The following is a 16805-nucleotide window of genomic DNA, read 5'->3' on the forward strand; positions in this document are numbered from 1 at the left end:
GCGGCGCGATGCGGTTTGTTCTTTTCCTCGGAACTATTCGGCGCCGAGGTCGTTAGTCCTTCGTTCACCAGTGGCATGCGCAATAAAAAGGAGGCCGATGATGCACCCCTCGACCCACACTCCCGACACGCGCACGGAAAAATCGGACCGCATGAAGCGGGCGCGCCCCAACCGAATGCAAAAGGCACAAGTGCTGCCGCCGCATCACGTCGACCTGACGCTGCCGCATGGCGTTTTCGATGACGTCCATATCCCCGCTCACTGCACCGGCGGCGATCTTTCGAAAGGCGGGCCGAAGCCGGCCGCCGAGGAGGATTCCACGATCGCAAGGCCGATCCGCTGACCTATTGACGCCTGCTGCCCTGTATTACCGACAACCGGTGAGGAAAGATGAAGACGACTTTGGTGCCGCACGACATTTGCCTGAAGCACGAGATCGAATGGCAGGCGCTTCGCGCGGCCGCTGATATCCAGATCGATCTGGAAAGAATCGAGATCACGAATTCACTGAGGTCTCGTTGGAGCCCGCCGACGCACTCAAGGCCTGACTCCACGTTCCCGGGCGCCCGGCTCTAGATATCTTGTACTTTTGCGACTGCGCGCCCGTTCGCAGGAGCGTCGGATCATCACGTCTGTACCAAAATGACGTGGTCGCCAACCTTTCGGAAAGGATTGCCCGGCGATAATCCGTGTGTTCAGGGGAATCGGATAGATGGCAAAGACTGCGACACGCCGCCGCAAATCATCGGCACGATCGAAGGCAAGGGGAGGCGGAAGCGCTCTCCCCTGGACAATCATCGGCGTCATCGCCGTTGGGGGCATTGCGACTTACGACAATTGGAAGAGCGTGAAGCCGATGCTGGCCACGCATGCGCCAGCCTCGATCGTCTCTCGGGCAGCGCCGGTCGCGCGAAGCGAACCTGCACGCGATCCGAGCCCGAGGCAGACCGCTTCAATCGCGCCAGTGTCCCGCATGGTGCCGCCTGCAGCCGTGCCCATTCCGGCCAAGGCACCTGTCGTCCTTGAAAAAGCGGTGCCGGTTTCCCTCTCCCCCGCGCAGGCGCAGACCGGCAAGGCCGCCTTCGGCTATTGCGGCCAGGGCGAGCACATCAACTGCGTCGCGGATGGAGGCACGTTCTGGTACAAGGGCGAGAAGATCGCCATTGCCGACGTCGTGAGCCCCGGCATTGAGACGGCCCGTTGCGACAACGAGAAGCGGCTGGGCTTCGCCGCGAAGCTGCGGCTCCTGAATATCCTGAACTCCGGATCCTTCGCGATGAACCCGGCAGGGCAGCCTGGCAAGGGCGGCGTCCCGCATGTCGTGTCTCGCGATGGTCGGTCGATCGGCGCGCAGATGATCAACGAGGGATTGGCCCGCAAACCCGGCGCAAATGGCGCGTGGTGCGCCTGAGGCAAGCCCGCGGCGTATGCCGGCCTACTTCTGCTTCGGCGCCTTGCCGTTGGTGCGAAAGCTGCCGGTAAAGGCGGTGTCCTTGCTCTCGGCCGAGCATTCGATGGCGACCGGCTTTCCGCCGTAGGGGTTACCCATCGTGCAGGTGCCGGCAACTTTGACCTGACCTGTCATCTTCTGGCCGACGCCCGTGACCACCAGGTTGAGCGGCATGCGGGCATTGCCGTTGGCAGCAGGCTTGATGGCCGTGCCGTCACCCTGGAAGCCCAGCATCTTGCCGCCCGAGGTGAAGATGAAGGTGACCTGTCCATTCACGAGCGTCACGCTCGCGAGTTCGCCTTCGCAGCCCTTCGTCGCGTCGACCTTGCCGACGACGAGCTTGGCGCATTTGCCGGTGAGCGTCAGTGCCCCCGGAGCGCCGGGGAAGTTCTGCGGGGCTGCGTCCGCTGCGGTTGTCAGTGTTGCGGCGAGCAGCGAAGCGGCGGCCAAAGTTGCCAGTCTCATCTCTTTACCTCGTAGTGCTTATGTCGGCGGTGCAGTGTGTCGGCAGCGGCTTGCCATTCTTCTGTGTTCGAAATTGGTCGATAGGCTTGGCCGGTGGACTTGGCAATCGACTGCCTTCCTGCGCGGTCCTTGGTCCGGACATGAGGGGCATGCGGTGAAATGCCGCTTCGTCAAATTCATCGGGCGCGATAGCTACGCCTTGGTCTGGCAGCGAGACTGCCGGCCGATTCAAGATGGAGGAATGCGATGATCAGGAAAATCGCTCTGAGCGTAGCTATCCTGGCCTTCGGCGTCGCACCGGCGCTGGCCGCAAGCAGCCACTACTACGTAGAACATTCTCCGAACAACAGTAAATGCAGCGTCGTGTCGAAGCGTCCTGATGGCAAGACCGCCATGGCTATCGGCGGCGCGCACAAGACGAGGGCGCTTGCCGAGGCGGCAATGAAGTCCGCGTCCGCCTGCATGTAGCATGGGCTGCTGTTGCGCACGAAAGCCGAACGAAGCGCCCGCCCCTTGGCGGGCGTTCCGCATTGGCAAGGAATGGAGCGCCGTTTTGTTGCTTCGCCGAAAACGAGTATATTCAAGCTTCGGTCACACTTACGGGCAGGGCGAGATGGGCACGCCATTCAATAAGGCTTTCGGTGCGGGGGGCTTGGCCGCCGCGTTGATGCTTCCGTCCGCGGCATGGTCTGCCGGAGCACTGAACGTAGATGCCGGCGCTTACACGTGCAGCCAGATTTCCCAGATCATCCGCCAGAACAAGAAGGTTTTCGTCCGTTCCGGTTTCGGCGGCAGCAGCTTTCGCTATCCGCCCGCCAAATGCGGCTTGGGCTACGCGCGCACCACCGCGAATTTCCGGGATAAGACCGGCAAGCAATGCGCGCTCGACTACGCCTGCACTTACGACAGTGGGTCCTTTTACAATAACCCGTAGGTGCCGACGCAAAGGCGAAGACGGCCATCCGTCTCTTGCCGCGCGTCGGCTGCGTGCAATCAATGTTTGGGCTGTCCCGAAAACGAAAAAGGCTTAGCGGTTTCCCGCTAAGCCTTTGAATTCGAATGGTGGGCGTGACAAGGATCGAACTTGTGACCCCTACGATGTCAACGTAGTGCTCTCCCGCTGAGCTACACGCCCATCCGATGGCGGCGCATAGACCACAAACCCTTTTTGCCGTCAATAGGCTTTTTTCGGTTTTGTGACATGCCTTGCCGGAAGCCTTATGCGGCAAGCATTTTATTTACTTCCTCGACGAGGTCGCGAAGGTGGAAAGGCTTGGAAAGGACCTTCGCGTCCTTCGGTGCCTTCGAATCAGGGTTGAGGGCGACGGCTGCGAATCCGGTGATGAACATCACTTTCAGGTCCGGATCGAGTTCGGTGGCGCGGCGCGCCAGTTCGATTCCGTCCATTTCGGGCATGACGATATCGGTCAGGAGCAGCGAGAAGGGTTCTTCACGAAGCCTGTCATAGGCGCTGGCGCCGTTGTCGTAGGAGAGGACCTTGTAGCCTGCCTTTTCAAGCGCCTTCACAAGGAACCGGCGCATGTCATTGTCGTCTTCTGCAAGAAGTATCTTCTGAGTCATTATCCAGACCGCTAATCAGTAATTTATGCGTTGGGCTCCAGCCATTTACACTAGAGTTCGCCCAGTAAACAACCGGTGAAGAGGCCATCCGGGCCGTCATCCCCATGAGATAGTATGGACTTGGAGTGCTGCAACTGGCAACATGGGCGAAGCAATGGCCTCCTGATGTGGTAAAGAGGGAAAAAAGGGTGCACGAAATCCCTGAATACGCACTTTTCGAGGTCCGGGAGCCTGCGTCGCACGCCATTCCATTCGTCTACAACTCGCCGCACAGCGGGCGCATCTATCCCCCCGAATTCATCGCTCAGTCCAGGCTCGAGGGCATTTCCATCCGCCGCTCCGAGGATCACTATGTCGATGAGCTGTTTGCCGATGCGAGCGCGCTTGGGGCGCCGCTCCTGCTTGCAAACTTTCCGCGCGCCTATCTCGATGTGAACCGCGAGCCCTACGAGCTCGATCCGCGCATGTTCGACGGTCTGCTGCCGCCCTACGCGAACATCAATTCACTGCGCGTGGCAGGCGGGCTCGGTACCATTCCGCGCATCGTTGCCGAGAACATGGAGATCTATGCCCGTCGGCTGTCGGTGCAGGAGGGGCTCGATCGAATCGAAGCCGTTTATAAGCCATATCACGCGGCGTTGCGGCGGCTGATCGCCCGCACGCATGTCCAGTTCGGCTTCGGCGTGCTGATCGATTGCCACTCCATGCCGGGCAACGTTCGCGTCGCCGGCACCAATGCGCGGCCGGATTTCATCATCGGCGATCGCTACGGCACCAGTGCCTCGGCCGAGCTGTCGCGTGCGGCTGTCGCCATCTTGGAGGAGATGGGCTTCACGGCAATCCGCAACAAGCCATATGCCGGCGGGTTTATCACGGAGCATTATGGCCGCCCGTCGCGTGGACTGCATGCGCTGCAGATTGAAGTGAACCGCTCGATCTATGTCGACGAAGTTACGCTGGAGAAGCGCTCCGACTTCGCCTTGGTTGCCGCAGCGATCACCGCCTTCATGCGCCAGATGGCGGTCTATGTGGCGCAGTTCGCGACCGACACCGCCCTCGCTGCCGAATAGGCCTTCAAGACATCAAAAAGAGACCGCCTCGCGGCGGTCTAAGTCTAGGGAGGAAACACCCAAGGAGGGCATTTACAGTCAAAGACTGTGGGCAAAAGCTACTATTGCGGTGCACAATTGTCAATCAAAATTTTGCAGTGCAAAAAAATTGTGCAGCCGGCTAAAAGCTGCCGCTCTCGTTTGCAACGGGCGGCAATTCGGCTATGAAAAGCGGCACTCGCGCGCCACCAATGGATTTCCCCATGTTGCCTGATCGCTCGTTCTTCAATCGCCTGGCGGAGGCCGCCAAGGCCGAAACGCTGCCACGGTTCCGTTCCGGACTTGACGTGACCAACAAGCTATCGAGCGGCTTTGACCCCGTCACCGAAGGCGACAGGGCGGCGGAAGTCGCCATTCGGGCGCTGATCGAGGAGCATTTCCCGGATCACGGCATTCTCGGCGAAGAGCACGGCAATGTTGGCCTGGACCGCGAATATGTCTGGGTGATCGACCCGATCGACGGTACGCGCGCGTTCATCTCCGGTGTACCGGTCTGGGGAACGCTGATCGGTCTGCAGCGAAACGGCCGGGCCGTCATGGGCATGATCGACCAGCCCTTTACTGGCGAAAGCTATTTCGCAGATGCGAACGGTTCGATCTATAACGGCCCGGAAGGGGAGCGGCGGCTGCAGGTTCGCGATTGCGGCGCACTGGCGAACGCCATTCTCTTCACCACCTCGCCGCATCTGTTTGCCGGTGTCGAGATGGAGAAATACCGTGAGATCGAGAGCCAGGTGCGGCTCTTCCGCTATGGCACGGACTGCTACGCCTACGCGCTGCTCGCCGCTGGCCATGTCGATCTGGTGATCGAAAACGGCCTGAAGCCCTACGATGTCGGTGGCATCATCCCCGTCATTGAGAATGCCGGCGGGATCATCACGACCTGGGATGGCGGGCGTCCGGAAAATGGCGGCTCGATCATTGCGGCCGGCAGCCGCGCCGTCTACGAGCAGGCGATGGCGGTCCTCAATCGATAGCATCCACCGGCATTTGTCGCGGTCGCTTGGATAGAGACCGGGCTAGGTACCAAACCCTTCGACTTCCTCGACGGCCTCGGCGTCACTGCCGGGGATGAAGGCGTGAAAGGCCGCAAGCGCCGCCTTGCGGTAGACGTCGCGTTCCTGCAGCACCTCATGCCGCGCACCATTGATCGGCACGAACTGGGCGGCGCGGAAATAGCGCGAGATCCGCTCCTGCGCGATATAGGGCACGATGGCGTCGCGCGTCGGCGCGATGACGACCGTCGGGATGGTGATCGAGAACAAATGGCTCGGAGCGGTTACGCGGTCGATCGTCAGCAGCGAGTCGTGCAGCCAGCGCGCTGTCGGGGGGCCGAGCGTCAGCTCCGGATGGGCGGCGGCAACAGCGACATTGCGCTCGAAACGGGTCTCGTCCGATGTCAGAGGGTTGTCGCTGAACGGCTTCTCCTTGAGCTTGGGCGTCAGCGGGAACGAGCCGAGACCGAGCGAACAGGCGATCCCGGCAAGCGCCCGGATCGTACCTTCCGATGCTGCCTGACCTGAAAGACCAATAAAGGGTGCCGTCAGCACCATCCGCTCGATACGTGTCGATAGGTACGGGGCGGCGGACATCGCGATCAGCGCTCCGGTCGAATGCGCCAGTAGAAAGAACGGCAGGCGGGTATCCGGCAGCACGATTTTCTCGAGGAACGTGTCGAGGTCGTGCTCGTAATCGACGAAGCGGCGGACATGGCCATAGGTGCGCGTCTTCAGAAGCCGGTCCGAGCCGCCCTGGCCACGCAGATCGAAGGTCGCGACCCACAGGCCCTTGGCCGTCAGGTCGCGGATCGTCTCGAAATACTTCTCGATATACTCGTTGCGGCCCTGGAGGAGGACGACCGTACCCTTCGCCACCGGCGCGTCGGAGCGGAAGACGGCATAGCGCAGCCGATGGCCGTCATGCGTTTCGAAGAAGCCTTCGGTTCGGTTCTCCGGAGCCGGATTTTCGGGGGTCGAGAAAAGAACTTGTTCCATGGCCGATCGATCGTGTGCTTCGCGGATTCGCCTATTGAGTAAAACGGATAGCTGATTGGGCTGTCAAATCAAAGAAAAGAGGCTTGGTAACAGGCGGTGAACGTAAGCTGGCCGTTTTGCCGTCACGCCATAAAAAAAGCCGGCATGCTGAACTTGAGGTTCCGCGATGCCGGCTGGAGATCGGGCTGAAGACGAAGGGACGATACACTCCAGCCATCGGGCCAGTGTCACCCGATAGGCACGATTCCTAATCCCCTGCGCATGAATGGCTTCCGAACCGGCTGTTCATGCGGGGTTCACGCTGCGTGAGTTCCCTCCCAACGCCAGGGTCTTGAACTGCGCAAAGGCCATCCCCATCTCAATCCTGCGGGTGCCAAACGGGCCTGCTAAACCGTCCCGAAGCTGCCGATCAAGGGGTTTCAGGGGCAACTATCGCAACACGTCGCTTCCTTAAGGAGGACATCATGCGTCACGTAGACTTCTCTCCCCTTTATCGTTCGACCGTCGGTTTCGACCGTCTCTTCACCATGCTCGACAGCCTCGGCCAGCCTGACCAGGGCCAGACTTATCCGCCCTACAACATCGAGCGTACTGGTGAAAACACCTACCGCATCACCATGGCCGTTGCCGGTTTCGATGAGACCGAAATCTCCATCGAGGCACAGGCTCACGCTCTCACCGTCAAGGGTGAAAAGAGCGAAGACAAGGTTGATGGCAGCGAGTTCCTCTATCGCGGCATTGCCAAGCGCGCCTTCGAGCGCCGCTTCCAGCTTGCCGACCATGTCGAGGTTACCGCCGCTTCGCTGAAGAACGGTCTTCTCCACATCGACCTGCTTCGCAGCATTCCGGAAGCCATGAAGCCGCGCAAGATCGCGATTGCGGCTGAGCCGGTCAGCGCGCCGAAGGCCATCGAGGCACAGGTCACCAACTAACCCAATCGGTCCTCCCAAGACCAAGCATGCCGGCGGCGCTCGTTTGAGCGCCGCCTTTTTGTTGTCTGCCATCAAGCCGGGCTTGCCGCTTCCTCGGTTTCTTCCGTGGTGATGCGATGTGCCGTCTTTGCCGCGTACTTCTGTGCGATGACCGCGCAAACCATCAGCTGGATCTGGTGGAACAGCATCAGCGGCAGCACGATCGCGCCGATCGATTGCCCGGCAAAAATGACGCTGGCCATCGGCGCGCCGCTGGCGAGGCTCTTCTTCGATCCGCAAAAGGTGATGGTGATCTCGTCGGCCTTGTTGAAACCGAGCAGGCGGCTGCCAAACATGGTGAAACACAATACGAAGGCAAGCAGCGCCGTGTCGGCGATGATGACGGCCGCGATGTCGGTGACCGAGAACTCGTGCCACAGCCCTTCAACGATTGCCTTGCTGAAGGCGAGGTAGACGACCATCAGGATCGAGCCACGATCAACAGGCATCAGCAGCGTCTTTTTCGCGCGGATCCAGGCCCCGATCCATGGCTGCAGCACCTGGCCGACGATGAACGGCAGCAGCAGTTGCATGAGGATTTGCCCGAGCACCTCCCATGAGAAGCCGCCATGGCCGCCGACGGAGAACAGCAGTCCGACCAGCAGCGGCGTCAGGAACATGCCGAAGATGTTCGATGCCGATGCAGAGCAGATGGCGGCCGGTACGTTGCCACCTGCCATGGAGGTGAAGGCGATCGACGACTGCACCGTCGAAGGCAGTACACAGAGATAGAGTATGCCGAGATAAAGAGGCTTCGGCAGAATCCACTCCGGCACAAAGCCAAGGCCTAGGCCAAGGATGGGAAACAGGCCAAATGTCGTCAGCAGGATCACGAGATGCAGCCGCCAGTGCAGAACGCCGGCGATAACGACGTCGCGGGACAGGCGTGCACCATGCAGGAAGAAGAGTAGGGCCACCGCGAGGTTCGTCGCTATGCCGAAATAGCCGGCAAAGGTGCCCGTGGCCGGCAGGAATGAGGCGAGGATGACTGTGCAGACGAGCAGGATCGTAAATGTATCGGGCAAGAAGCGGCGCATGGCTTTACTCATCGGATCGGTGGATCATTTCTCTTTCTTCCATTATGATACAGGATGCAAGGAATAACAGTTATCGTATTTCTGGATCACCATGCTCGATCTTACCCAACTCCGCAGCTTTGTTGCCGTCGAACAGATGGGAAGCTTCACGCTGGCTGCCGAACGGCTCGGTCTCGGGCAGTCGACCGTCAGCCAGCACATCCAGCGGCTCGAAAGCGCGGTCGGGCGGCGATTGCTGGCGCGCGACACCCACAAGGTAGTCATGACGACAGACGGGGAAGCGTTGCTCAGCCACGCGCGGGCGATGCTGGCGATCGAAGCGCAAGTGCAATCGCAATTCAAAGGGCAAAATCTGCGCGGCAACCTGCGGCTCGGCGTCTCCGAGGATTTCGTGACCAGCCAGCTTCCGGCGGTGCTCGAGGATTTCGTTCGCTCGCACCCCTCCGTCGATCTCGAGCTGACGGTAGCCCTGTCAGGAACGCTTTACGAAATGCAGGACAACGGCGAGATCGACCTCGTGCTGGCGAAGCGCCGGTTGGGCGATGCGCGCGGACGGCTGGTCTACCGTGAGCCGCTGGTGTGGCTGGCGCGTGATCCGGAGCATGTCCTAAGCGGTGGGCCTCTGCCGCTGATCGCGTTTCCGCCGCCGAGCGTGACGCGCAGCATCGCGCTCGAAGCCCTGGGCCGAAGCCAGGTCGCCTGGCGGATCGTCTGCACCTGCGGCAGCCTCAGCGGACTGACGGCGGCCGCACGGGCCGGCATGGGCGTGCTGGTGCAGCCGCGCAGCATGGCACCTTCCGGTCTGAAGGAGATCGGGCGCGATAGGCTTCCCATCCTCGAGGAGGTGGAGTTCGTCCTTGTGCCGCGCAAGGGCGCCGACCAGGCGCTGGTGCATGCGCTGTCGGAGGACATCCTCGGCAAGGTACGTCGTCTTGGTTCCGGCGGATGAGACCTGTTAAGGCGTCTTAAGTGGCGGTGAAGGCGTCGTGATAGCAGACTTTGCCGACAGGCAGCGGGCCATCGAACCGTTGGCGCATGAAATATTCCGCCGGCACGCCCTCGAAAATCAGATTGACGTCATTCTCGAAGCCGAAGCGCTCGTAGTAGCCGGGGTCGCCGAGAACAACGCAGCCCCTGGCGCCGATATCGGTCAGCCGCGACAGGCCGTCGCGGATGAGGTTTCCACCGATGCCCTCGTTCTGGCGGTCGGGTCGCACCGAAACCGGACCAAGTCCGTACCAGCCGTAGTCGCCACCATCGATCGTGACGGGCGAGAAGGCGACATGTCCGATGACTGCGCCACCGTCGACGGCGACGAGCGAAATTTTCAACGCGTTGGCCTTGCGGAGCGCGTCGATGATTTCCGCCTCTGTCTGGCTACTGTATTCCATAGGCGCGAAGGCCGCCTTTGTAATCTGGCGGATCGTCGCGATGTCGCTCGGCTGTTCAGGACGGATTTCCATCGGCGTTCTCTCGTCGTCTTCAGGTATCAGGGCATGGCCGGTGATAGCGCGACCTCGGCATGGTGGCCAGCAGATCGGCAATCAATCATGGTCCGATCACGCAATAACGCTTCGTTGCCGCGCAATGTTCATTCGCTGCCTCGCCCAAAAGTTAATGGCCTGCTTGCCATCTTAAGGTGCCCTCAACCGTGTCACTTAGGCATCTGGTTAGGTTCGGAGCCTAGGCTCGGATCACCATGGTCGATCTTCGGGGCAAGGAGAACGGACCGATGACGTATGGTGTACTCTTCGTATCCGGGCTGGTTGCCTGTGTGATGCTGATTGTCGTGGCAGGACACGACGCGAAAACGACGGATGGTGGCAAGCCGCAATCCGCCGTGACAGGCCATCAAAATTGAGGCTCATAACTCAGTTTGCGAGGCAGTCCAGGAAACCATCGACATCTGCCTCGCTGGTCGCAAAGCTGGTGACGAGGCGGATCAGCGTCTCATCCCGGCCGACAAGCTCGGGTTTGGCCGGTGGCACCGGCCATTCATAGAACTTCGCGCCCTTTTCTTGTGCCGTTTTCGCCGCGCCTTTCGGAATGACGGCGAAGACTTCGTTGGCCGAGGTCGGCCACGCCAGCCGGGACGCGTTGCTCGCGGTGATGCCTGCGCGCAGACGATCGGACATACCGTTCGCATGGCGGGCGAGATCGAGCCAGAGATCGTTCTCGAAGTAGGCATCGAACTGGGCGGCGATGAAGCGTGACTTCGAGAACAGCTGGGCGGCGCGCTTGCGGATGAACAGCATCTCCTTGGCCCGCTCCGGGTTGAAGAAGACGATCGCTTCCGCACACCAGCAGCCATTCTTCGTGCCGCCGAAGGACAGCATGTCGATGCCGCGCTTCCAGGTCATCTCGGCCGGGCTGACACCAAGGGAGACGAGGGCATTGGCAAAGCGCGCGCCGTCCATATGGAGGGGCAGCTTGTCCTTTCGGGCGATCGCAGCGATCTCGTCGATCTCCGTGAGCGAGTAGACCGTTCCGGCTTCCGTTGCCTGAGTGATCGTGACCGCCGTTGCCCGCCCGTGCTGCACTGCCGTTTGCGGGAAGGCCGCGATCTTCTCCTTGAGCTTTTCCGGATCGATCTTTCCCTCCGTGCCGGGAACGCCAAGCAGGCGGGCACCGCTGAAGAAGTCGGGCGCGCCGCATTCGTCCGCAATCACATGTGCTTCAGAATGGGAGAAGGTGATGCCGCCCGGCCGTTGGACGCTCGCGAGCGACAAGGAGTTCGCTGCCGTGCCGGTGCCGACGAAAAGAACGGCGACTTCACGCTCGAAGACTTCTGCAAAGCGGCGCTCGACACGCCGGTCGAGATCACTTGCGCCATAGGCCGCGGCAAAGCCGTCGGATTCCCGGAGCAGACGTTCGGCGATGGATCGATGGGCGCCTGCCCAGTTGTCGGATGCAAAATACATGAAAGGAGACCGCTTGGGATGTGGTGGGGGGATCAGGTTCGGCGGCGACATTACGCCAACACTCCGGCTGGTCAAAGGGGCGGCGTGGAATCATCACAAAAATTGACCTCGGCAATCAATAAACAAAATAGTGCGTAATCGTGTAATTTTATGTCTCTATGGTAGCTATTTTCGGTAATATTAAGTCGTAAACCGCCGATTTTTTGAATCTGCACTCTTGCGAAGGCTGGATGTTTCTGGCATAGATCAAGTGAATTAGGACAGTGTTGTTGTCCTATTTTGGCCGCGACGGCCGAAGAGGCGCCAAAAAACCTTACACTCGTGGGGTTTCACGCTATAGTTCTTCAAAAGCGGGTAAAAGCCCGCATGCGGAGGCGGATGGCAGGCGCGGTAGCGCAACGGTGCTTTCCCTGGAGAGCCTGCCGCCGGCGACCGGATCTTCGATAATGCAACAGCGCTGTCACGCGTCGAACCTAGGATCAGGGACGGCGCGGGACAAGAAGCCGCCCGCGGCCCCGCGGGCTCTGACAGGAGGGAAAGATGACGAAGACGCCATCCACGGGTTTTGACCAGTTCGCAGCAGCAACGACGCGCGCGACGGCCAATACGCGTAAATTCGCCTCCGGTCTGCCGCGAAAACAGGGGCTTTACGACCCACGCAACGAGCACGATGCCTGCGGCGTCGGCTTTGTCGCCCATATGAAGGGTCAGAAGTCGCACCAGATCGTCAAGGACGGTCTCTTCATTCTCGAGAACCTGACGCACCGCGGTGCCGTCGGCGCCGACCCCCTTATGGGTGATGGCGCGGGCATTCTCGTTCAGATCCCGGACCGCTTCTTCCGTGAGGAAATGGCCAAGCAGGGCATCACCCTGCCGAAGGTCGGCGAGTACGGCATGGGTCACATCTTCATGCCGCACGACGAAAAGCAGATCGCGCATTTCAAGAAGGTGATCCAGGACGTCATCACCGATGAAGGCCAGGTCTTCATCGGATTCCGCGACGTGCCCGTCGACAACTCCTCGCTGTCGAAGGCGCCCGACATCGCCGCCACCGAGCCGCATCACGTTCAGGTCTTCATCGGCGCTGGCAAGGACGCGGCGACGAACGACGAGTTCGAGCGCCGCCTGTTCACGCTCCGCAAGGTGATCTCCAACCGCATCTACGACGAGTTCGACGGCGAGGAGAGCAACTTCTACCCGGTGTCGCTGTCGTCGGCGACCGTCGTCTACAAGGGCATGTTCCTGGCCTATCAGGTCGGCGCCTACTACAAGGACCTGTCGGACCCGCGCTTCGAGTCCGCGGTTGCCCTCGTGCACCAGCGCTTCTCGACCAACACCTTCCCGTCCTGGAAGCTGGCGCACCCTTACCGCATGGTCGCCCACAACGGCGAAATCAACACGCTGCGCTCCAACGTCAACTGGATGGCGGCGCGCCAGGCATCGGTGTCTTCGCCGCTCTTCGGTGAGGATATCTCCAAACTCTGGCCGATCTCGTATGAAGGCCAGTCGGACACTGCCTGTTTTGACAACGCGCTCGAGTTCCTCGTGCGCGGCGGCTACTCCATGGCACATGCCGTGATGATGCTGATCCCGGAAGCCTGGGCCGGCAACCAGTCGATGGCGGCCGAGCGGAAGGCATTCTACGAATACCATGCGGCCTTGATGGAGCCGTGGGACGGACCGGCTGCTGTCGCCTTCACCGATGGCAAGCAGATCGGCGCGACGCTCGACCGTAACGGTCTGCGCCCGGCCCGCTATCTCGTCACGTCAGACGACCGCGTCATCCTCGCTTCGGAAGCCGGCACGCTGCCGGTGGCTGAAGAGGATATCGTGCAGAAGTGGCGCCTGCAGCCGGGCAAGATGCTGCTGATCGACATGGAGAAGGGCCGCATCGTTTCCGACGAGGAAGTGAAGTCCGAACTCGCGACCAAGCATCCTTACCGCAACTGGCTGGATCGCACTCAGCTCATCCTCGAAGACCTGAAGCCGGTCGAGCCGCGTGCGCTGCGCCGCGACGTGTCGCTGCTCAACCGCCAGCAGGCTTTCGGCTACACGACCGAAGACACCAAGATCCTGATGTCGCCGATGGCGACCACGGGCCAGGAAGCCGTCGGCTCGATGGGCACGGACACGCCGATCTCGGCCATGTCGGAAAAGTCGAAGCTGCTCTACACCTACTTCAAGCAGAACTTCGCGCAGGTTACCAACCCGCCGATCGACCCGATCCGCGAAGAGCTCGTCATGAGCCTCGTTTCGTTCATCGGGCCGCGTCCGAACATTCTCGACCATACCGGCATGGCAAACGCCAAGCGCCTGGAAGTGCGTCAGCCGATCCTTACCAACGGCGATCTCGAAAAGATCCGTTCGATCGGTCACACGGAAGACCGCTTCGACACGAAGACGCTCGACTTCACCTATGATGTCGAGCGTGGCGCCGAAGGCATGCCTGAGATGCTCGATCGCCTCTGCGAGCGCGCGGAAGCGGCCGTCAAGGGCGGCTACAACATCATCGTTCTCTCCGACCGCCAGATCGGGCCTGATCGTATAGCGATCCCGGCACTGCTGGCGACGGCTGCCGTGCACCATCACCTGATCCGCAAGGGTCTGCGCACCTCGGTCGGCCTCGTCGTCGAGACCGGCGAGCCGCGCGAAGTGCATCACTTCTGCCTGCTCGCAGGTTACGGCGCCGAAGCGATCAACCCTTATCTTGCCTTCGACACGTTGCTCGACATGCATGCCAAGGGCGAGTTCCCGAAGGAAGTGGACGCCTCCGAAGTTGTCTACCGCTACATCAAGGCGGTCGGTAAGGGCATCCTCAAGGTCATGTCGAAGATGGGCATCTCGACCTATCAGTCCTATTGCGGCGGTCAGATCTTCGATGCGATCGGCCTGCAGCAGGAACTGGTTGACAAGTACTTCTTCGGTACCGCGACGATGATCGAAGGCGTCGATCTCACGGCGATCGCCGAAGAGACTGTTGCGCGTCACACCTCCGCCTTCGGCAAGGATCCGCTGCTCGCGACCACGCTCGATATCGGTGGCGAATATGCCTACCGCATGCGCGGTGAAAGCCATGCCTGGACTCCGGATGCGGTGGCCACACTGCAGCACGCCGTTCGCGGCAATGCCGAGGACCGCTACCGCGAGTTCGCCGAGATGGTGAACACCTCGGCCTTGCGCATGAACACCATCCGCGGCCTCTTTAACATCAAGAGCGCCGAACAGCTCGGCCGCAAGCCGGTTTCGGTCGACGAGGTCGAGCCTGCTGCCGATATCGTCAAGCGTTTCTCGACGGGCGCGATGTCCTTCGGCTCGATCTCCCGCGAGGCGCACACGACGCTCGCGATCGCGATGAACAAGATCGGCGGCAAGTCCAACACCGGCGAAGGTGGCGAAGAGTCCGACCGCTACATGCCGCTGCCGGATGGTTCGTCGAACCCCGAGCGTTCGGCGATCAAGCAGATCGCGTCGGGACGTTTCGGTGTCACGACCGAATATCTCGTCAACGCCGATATGCTGCAGATCAAGGTCGCGCAGGGCGCAAAGCCCGGCGAGGGTGGCCAGCTGCCCGGCCACAAGGTCGACGCGACCGTTGCCAAGACACGTCACTCGACCCCGGGTGTCGGCCTTATCTCGCCGCCGCCGCACCATGACATCTATTCGATCGAAGATCTGGCGCAGCTGATCTACGACCTGAAGAACGTCAACCCGACGTCCGATGTCTCGGTCAAGCTCGTCTCGGAAGTCGGCGTCGGCACGGTTGCCGCCGGCGTTGCCAAGGCGCGCGCCGACCACATCACCGTCTCCGGCTTCGACGGTGGCACCGGCGCATCGCCGCTGACCTCGCTGAAGCATGCCGGTTCTCCGTGGGAAATCGGCCTTGCCGAGACGCAGCAGACGCTTGTCTTGAACGGCCTGCGTTCGCGTATCGCCCTGCAGGTCGATGGCGGTCTGAAGACCGGCCGCGACGTCATTATCGGTGCACTTCTCGGTGCCGACGAATTCGGCTTCGCGACCGCGCCGCTGATCGCCGCCGGCTGCATCATGATGCGCAAGTGCCACCTGAACACCTGTCCTGTCGGCGTTGCCACGCAGGATCCGGTCCTGCGCAAGCGCTTCAAGGGCACGCCTGAGCACGTCGTCAACTACTTCTTCTTCGTCGCCAACGAAGTGCGCGAAATCCTGGCCTCGCTCGGCTTCACCAAGCTCGATGACATCATCGGCGCTTCGGAGCTGCTCGAGAAGGACGAGATGCTGGCGCATTGGAAGTCCAAGGGCCTCGACTTCAGCCGCATCTTCCACAAGGTCGAGGCGCCGAAGGATGCGACCTACTGGACATCACGCCAGAAGCACCCGATCGACGACGTTCTCGACCGCAAGCTGATCGCGGAGGCCGAGCCGGCACTGTCTTCGAAGACCCCTGTGTCCTTCGAGGTCGATATCAAGAACGTCGACCGTTCGGCTGGCGCGATGCTGTCCGGCGAAGTCGCCAAGCGCTACAACCACCGCGGCCTCAAAGACGACACGATCAACGTGACGCTCAAGGGCACGGCCGGCCAGTCGTTCGGCGCCTTCCTGGCACGCGGCATCACCTTCAATCTGGTCGGTGACGGCAATGACTATGTCGGCAAAGGCCTCTCGGGCGGCAAGATCATCGTCCGGCCACCTGAGAATTCGAAGATCGTCGCGGAAGAGTCGATCATCGTCGGCAACACCGTTCTCTATGGTGCGACCGAAGGCGAGTGCTACTTCCGCGGTGTCGCGGGCGAGCGCTTCGCGGTCCGCAACTCGGGTGCGATCGCCATCGTCGAAGGTGTGGGCGACCACGGCTGCGAATACATGACGGGTGGCGTGGTGGTCGTTCTCGGCCAAACGGGCCGTAACTTCGCGGCCGGTATGTCCGGTGGCGTTGCCTACGTACTCGACGAGGCCGGCGATTTCGCCAAGCGCTGCAACATGGCGATGGTCGAGCTCGAGCCGGTTCCTGAGGAGGACGACATGCTGGAGAAGCTGCATCATCACGGCGGCGACCTCATGCACAAGGGACGCGTCGACGTCTCCGGTGACATGACGCGCCACGATGAGGAGCGCCTCTACCAGTTGATCTCCAACCATTTGCACTACACGGGCTCCACCCGCGCCAAGCAGATCTTGGACAACTGGGCCGACTACCGTCCGAAGTTCCGCAAGGTCATGCCGGTCGAGTACCGCCGTGCGCTTGAAGAAATGGAACGCGCCCGCATGGGAATTGCGGCCGAGTAAATACGCTTACTTCCG

Annotated in this window: 17 protein-coding genes and 1 tRNA gene; 11 read left to right on the plus strand and 7 right to left on the minus strand. The window is 61.1% G+C overall.

Annotated elements, in window-relative coordinates; translation table 11 throughout:
• Positions 1 to 97: 97 nt before the first annotated feature.
• The 3 genes from AS026_RS31205 (at position 98) to AS026_RS31215 (ending at position 1411) form a co-directional block, all read left to right on the plus strand.
• The gene (locus tag AS026_RS31205; protein ID WP_018856616.1) at positions 98 to 343 is read left to right on the plus strand and encodes a hypothetical protein; all 246 of its coding nucleotides are present in this window, start codon (positions 98 to 100) and stop codon (positions 341 to 343) included.
• A 47-nt stretch (positions 344 to 390) separates the two neighbouring features.
• The gene (locus tag AS026_RS31210) at positions 391 to 576 is read left to right on the plus strand and encodes a hypothetical protein (protein WP_018856617.1); all 186 of its coding nucleotides are present in this window, start codon (positions 391 to 393) and stop codon (positions 574 to 576) included.
• A 136-nt stretch (positions 577 to 712) separates the two neighbouring features.
• Complete coding sequence (locus AS026_RS31215; RefSeq protein WP_018856618.1) at positions 713 to 1411, plus strand: hypothetical protein; 699 nt, start codon at positions 713 to 715, stop codon at positions 1409 to 1411.
• A gap of 24 nt (positions 1412 to 1435) precedes the next feature.
• On the opposite strand, the gene AS026_RS31220 is transcribed toward AS026_RS31215, so the two are convergent.
• Complete coding sequence (locus AS026_RS31220) at positions 1436 to 1915, minus strand: hypothetical protein (protein ID WP_018856619.1); 480 nt, start codon at positions 1913 to 1915, stop codon at positions 1436 to 1438.
• Positions 1916 to 2161: 246 nt separating this feature from the next.
• Between AS026_RS31220 and AS026_RS31225 the strand changes: the two genes are divergently transcribed.
• Positions 2162 to 2383, plus strand: a complete 222-nt coding sequence (locus AS026_RS31225; protein ID WP_025658946.1) for a hypothetical protein — start codon at positions 2162 to 2164, stop codon at positions 2381 to 2383.
• A 145-nt stretch (positions 2384 to 2528) separates the two neighbouring features.
• Positions 2529 to 2849, plus strand: a complete 321-nt coding sequence (locus tag AS026_RS31230) for a hypothetical protein (RefSeq protein WP_025658947.1) — start codon at positions 2529 to 2531, stop codon at positions 2847 to 2849.
• Between the two features lie 126 nt (positions 2850 to 2975).
• On the opposite strand, the gene AS026_RS31235 is transcribed toward AS026_RS31230, so the two are convergent.
• Both AS026_RS31235 and cpdR1 read right to left on the minus strand, forming a co-directional pair.
• Positions 2976 to 3050 (minus strand) — tRNA-Val (locus tag AS026_RS31235).
• A gap of 83 nt (positions 3051 to 3133) precedes the next feature.
• Positions 3134 to 3496 carry a response regulator CpdR1 gene (gene cpdR1 / locus AS026_RS31240; protein WP_007527565.1) on the minus strand — a complete coding sequence of 121 codons (363 nt, stop codon included), beginning with the start codon at positions 3494 to 3496 and terminating at the stop codon, positions 3134 to 3136.
• 188 nt (positions 3497 to 3684) lie between these two features.
• Between cpdR1 and AS026_RS31245 the strand changes: the two genes are divergently transcribed.
• Both AS026_RS31245 and hisN read left to right on the plus strand, forming a co-directional pair.
• Positions 3685 to 4566 carry an N-formylglutamate amidohydrolase gene (locus AS026_RS31245; protein WP_025658948.1) on the plus strand — a complete coding sequence of 294 codons (882 nt, stop codon included), beginning with the start codon at positions 3685 to 3687 and terminating at the stop codon, positions 4564 to 4566.
• A gap of 242 nt (positions 4567 to 4808) precedes the next feature.
• On the plus strand, positions 4809 to 5582 hold the full coding sequence (hisN, locus tag AS026_RS31250; protein ID WP_026372158.1) for a histidinol-phosphatase: 774 nt from the start codon (positions 4809 to 4811) through the stop codon (positions 5580 to 5582).
• 42 nt (positions 5583 to 5624) lie between these two features.
• Here the strand turns inward: hisN and AS026_RS31255 are convergent, their stop codons facing one another.
• Positions 5625 to 6599 (minus strand): alpha/beta fold hydrolase, encoded by a 975-nt coding sequence (locus AS026_RS31255; RefSeq protein WP_062374418.1) that lies wholly within the window; start codon positions 6597 to 6599, stop codon positions 5625 to 5627.
• 464 nt (positions 6600 to 7063) lie between these two features.
• On the opposite strand from AS026_RS31255, the gene AS026_RS31260 reads away from it, so the two are divergent.
• Positions 7064 to 7531, plus strand: a complete 468-nt coding sequence (locus AS026_RS31260) for an Hsp20 family protein (protein ID WP_018859904.1) — start codon at positions 7064 to 7066, stop codon at positions 7529 to 7531.
• 71 nt (positions 7532 to 7602) lie between these two features.
• Here AS026_RS31260 and AS026_RS31265 read toward each other — a convergent pair whose 3' ends face one another.
• The gene (locus AS026_RS31265; RefSeq protein WP_018859905.1) at positions 7603 to 8607 is read right to left on the minus strand and encodes a bile acid:sodium symporter family protein; all 1005 of its coding nucleotides are present in this window, start codon (positions 8605 to 8607) and stop codon (positions 7603 to 7605) included.
• Positions 8608 to 8698: 91 nt separating this feature from the next.
• On the opposite strand from AS026_RS31265, the gene AS026_RS31270 reads away from it, so the two are divergent.
• The gene (locus tag AS026_RS31270) at positions 8699 to 9556 is read left to right on the plus strand and encodes a LysR substrate-binding domain-containing protein (protein ID WP_018859906.1); all 858 of its coding nucleotides are present in this window, start codon (positions 8699 to 8701) and stop codon (positions 9554 to 9556) included.
• Positions 9557 to 9572: 16 nt separating this feature from the next.
• Here the strand turns inward: AS026_RS31270 and AS026_RS31275 are convergent, their stop codons facing one another.
• Positions 9573 to 10070, minus strand: a complete 498-nt coding sequence (locus AS026_RS31275; RefSeq protein ID WP_025658952.1) for a GNAT family N-acetyltransferase — start codon at positions 10068 to 10070, stop codon at positions 9573 to 9575.
• A 269-nt stretch (positions 10071 to 10339) separates the two neighbouring features.
• On the opposite strand from AS026_RS31275, the gene AS026_RS44065 reads away from it, so the two are divergent.
• Positions 10340 to 10468, plus strand: a complete 129-nt coding sequence (locus AS026_RS44065) for a hypothetical protein (protein ID WP_019280707.1) — start codon at positions 10340 to 10342, stop codon at positions 10466 to 10468.
• A gap of 10 nt (positions 10469 to 10478) precedes the next feature.
• On the opposite strand, the gene AS026_RS31280 is transcribed toward AS026_RS44065, so the two are convergent.
• Positions 10479 to 11528, minus strand: coding sequence for a threonine aldolase family protein (locus tag AS026_RS31280; RefSeq protein WP_062374420.1), 1050 nt, complete (start codon positions 11526 to 11528; stop codon positions 10479 to 10481).
• A gap of 540 nt (positions 11529 to 12068) precedes the next feature.
• Here AS026_RS31280 and gltB point away from each other — a divergent pair.
• Entirely contained in the window at positions 12069 to 16790 is a 4722-nt protein-coding gene (gene gltB / locus AS026_RS31285) for a glutamate synthase large subunit (RefSeq protein ID WP_062374421.1), read from the plus strand.
• Positions 16791 to 16805 lie beyond the last annotated feature (15 nt).

Source organism: Rhizobium altiplani (assembly GCF_001542405.1).
GTDB classification, from domain to species: domain Bacteria; phylum Pseudomonadota; class Alphaproteobacteria; order Rhizobiales; family Rhizobiaceae; genus Rhizobium; species Rhizobium altiplani.